The sequence below is a fragment of the Xenorhabdus indica genome (assembly GCF_014467235.1).
In the GTDB taxonomy this organism is placed as follows: domain Bacteria; phylum Pseudomonadota; class Gammaproteobacteria; order Enterobacterales; family Enterobacteriaceae; genus Xenorhabdus; species Xenorhabdus indica.
The window spans coordinates 1-1,260 of the sequence record NZ_NKHP01000079.1 but is presented as its reverse complement, the minus strand read 5'-3'; the positions used below and the strand labels follow the sequence as shown (position 1 = coordinate 1,260).

1 protein-coding gene is annotated in these 1,260 nt (G+C 48.6%); it reads right to left on the bottom strand.

Features of this window, described 5'->3' with window-relative positions:
* The coding region (locus Xind_RS19505; protein ID WP_222941871.1) for a DUF6531 domain-containing protein at positions 1 to 1,260 on the bottom strand (1,260 nt) is incomplete at both ends.

Below are 1,260 nucleotides of genomic sequence, written 5' to 3'. Positions count from 1 at the left end.
TGATAAGTGAGCTGGGACTGGCGATCGGTCAGTTGCAATTCACCATTCAATTCACCGGTCAGCAGGTAATGAGGAATATGCTGGTTACGGGCGAGCACCTGATCCTCCGGCGTGTTGAAATCGTAGATCACGCCATCCGCATCGGTGAAATTCACCTTACCATCGGTTAGTTTCAACCTGCGTGACCAATCGTCCGCCCACTTAGACCCGAACAAACCGCTATATTTGGAGGTGGAGCGATAGGTACGGGTCAGCATAATCGGCAATAATCCGGGAATAGCAATAACTGGCCAGACTTGCAGGAAGTCACCGGTGGCCATATCAACAGGTTCACCGTTGACGCTACAGGTTCCGGTACAACTTCCCTCTTTGTTGGTGGATTTGTTATCAACGTGGTCTTCTTTCGCGTTTTGGGGTTTATCGTGTGAAGGAGTGGCCGTTTTCGTCTGGCCTTCGATTCTGGCACCTTCTGCGACTTTGACTTCCTCAGTAAGCGCTTTTCTTTCCGTTTTGTTTGCTGCAGTACTGACTTTGCTGGCGGCAGAAGCTAACTCAGTCGCCCCCTTTTTAATCATGCCGGTTTTCCCAGCAGGTAAGCCAATGAATTCGATAACCGCAACATCAGTTATCCCCGCTTCTTGTGCCCGGTTGCTGGCCTTAGCTTTCCAGTCATTCAGATTAAATTCCCCACTTTGCTTTTTCTGAAGTTCTGCGACTTCACGTATCGTCTTCGCTTTTTCAGTTTCGCCATATATTTCAAGCCAGCGGGCTGCATCCTCCGAGTCTTTGGCACTTTCAAAATAAGCTCCTTGGACATAGGATTCTACCGTGTCAACCACGGTATTATAGGCACCTTTTACATGGCCTTTAACTCGTTCAACCGGATGTTTTAACCCTTCGACATGATTAATCGCCTTTTCCTTCGCCCAGTCAACGACCTCATCCTTGGTTTTCACCATGGACTCCCACGCTTTTGTCTGCCAGCTTTTTTCTTCCGGTGTTTCTGTTTTGGGAATAGGATTGGCTTCTGCCGCTGGCACTTGCGCGGGAGCTGCCTGCGCGGTAATTATTCCGGGGGTGTTTCCTGTCCCAGTGGGACTATCATCCCGGACTTTAGCGGGTAAAGGAGTATTGGGTTGAGGATGTTCATATTCGTCTTCTTCTTTCTCTTCTTCCCATTCTTCCTTTGGAAATTCACCCCTTTTGAATTTTTCAACGGTATCCTGAGCCGTTTTCTTAAAAGCCTGAGCTTCGAAGTCA